Source organism: Nonomuraea recticatena (assembly GCF_039533245.1).
GTDB classification, from domain to species: domain Bacteria; phylum Actinomycetota; class Actinomycetes; order Streptosporangiales; family Streptosporangiaceae; genus Nonomuraea; species Nonomuraea roseola.
The window spans coordinates 1-1,570 of record NZ_BAAATE010000105.1 but is presented as its reverse complement, the minus strand read 5'-3'; the positions used below and the strand labels follow the sequence as shown (position 1 = coordinate 1,570).

Genomic DNA, 1,570 nt, shown 5'->3' with positions numbered 1-1,570 from the left:
CCACCCCCTCGGCCCACGCCGCACCGTCAGCCGAAGCCGAGAACGACTTGCACCGCCCGTCGGCCGACAGCGCCCGCTGCCGGGAGAACTCCACGAAGACGTCGGGGGCGGCGATGACGGTGACGCCGCCGGCCAGCGCGAGCGTGCACTCCTGCTGGCGCAGCGCCCGGGTCGCGAGGTGGAGCGCCACCAGGGAGGAGGAGCAGGCGGTGTCGACCGTGATGGACGGTCCTTCCAGGCCGAGGGTGTAGGAGACGCGCCCGGACAGCACGCTCGGCGTGCTGGAGGTGAGCAGCGTGCCCTCGACCGACTCGGGCACCCGGTCGAGGAACCGGGTCGAGTAGAGCTCGTACATGCATCCGGCGTAGACGCCGGTACGGCTGCCGCGTAACGACCCCGGATCGATCCCCGCCCGCTCCAGCGCCTCCCAGCACGACTCCAGGAACAGCCGATGCTGCGGGTCGGTCGCCAGCGCACTGCGCGGGCTCATCCCGAAGAACCCCGCGTCGAACTCCCCCGCGTCATGCACGAACCCGCCGTGCCGCACATACGACTTGCCCGACGCCTCCGGATCAGGATCGAACAACCCCTCCAGATCCCACCCACGATCGGCGGGGAACCCACTGATCGCGTCCCCGCCCGACGCCACCAGATCCCACAACTCCTCAGGACCCGTCACCCCGCCGGGGAAACGGCAGGCCATCCCGACGATCGCCACCGGCTCGTGCCAGCGGCCCTCCTCCTCGGCGAGGCGTCGGCGGGTCTCCGCCAGCTCGACGGTCACACGCTTGAGGTAGGCGCGGAGCTTCTCGTCATTCGCCACGTTCGGGCCTTTCCATAGACAGGGGGGACGTCATCGCCCGGTTGTCGATGAGGGCGAAGATCTCCTCGTCCGAAGCGGAACCGATCTCCTCGGCCCCGCTGGAGCCGGTGGGGGCGGTGGAGGGGGCGGCGGCGGCGCCGATCCTGGTGAGCGCGCTCTGCAGGATGGCGACGAGCTGACCGCGGACGGCCTCCGACTCGCCGTTGGCCGCCCGCAGCGTCGACTCGGCCTGGTCCACCGCGGCGCGCAGGGCGTCCTCGGCCGACGGCGCCTCGGGCGCCAGCGCGTTGAACAGGTAGCCGGCCAGCGCGGTGACGGTCGGGTGGTCGAAGACGAGCGTGGCCGGCAGGCGGAGCCCGGCGGCGGCGTTGAGCCGGTTGCGCAGTTCGACGGCGGTGAGGGAGTCGAAGCCGAGTTCGTTGAAGGCGCGGTCCACGTCCACCTGGTCGGGGCGGCCGTGCGCGAGGACGGCGGCGACGTGTGAGCGGACCAGCTCGGTCAGGTGGGCACGGCCGTCGGCCTCGCTCAGCCCGGCCAGCCGGTCGGTGAGCCCGCCGAGGCCTGCGGCGACGGTCCCGGCCGCCGCCGTCGCGCGTCGGGGTGCGCGGACGAGTCCGCGGAGCATGACCGGCAGATCCCCCGCCTCCGCCCTGGCGCGCAGCCCCGCCATGTCCCACCGCGCGGCCACCACCAACGGATCAGGACTCGACACAGCCGCGTCGAACAGCTCCAACCCCTGCTCCACAC

At 72.7% G+C, this 1,570-nt stretch carries 2 protein-coding genes; both read right to left on the bottom strand.

Annotation, left to right across the window (positions count from 1 at the left end; genetic code table 11):
* Positions 1-823 (bottom strand): beta-ketoacyl synthase N-terminal-like domain-containing protein (locus ABFX50_RS50530; RefSeq protein WP_346158424.1); only part of this gene is annotated, 823 nt, incomplete at its 3' end.
* Positions 813-1,570: phosphopantetheine-binding protein (locus ABFX50_RS50525; RefSeq protein ID WP_346158422.1), on the bottom strand; the 758-nt coding region annotated here is incomplete at its 5' end. The genes ABFX50_RS50530 and ABFX50_RS50525, both read right to left, overlap by 11 nt.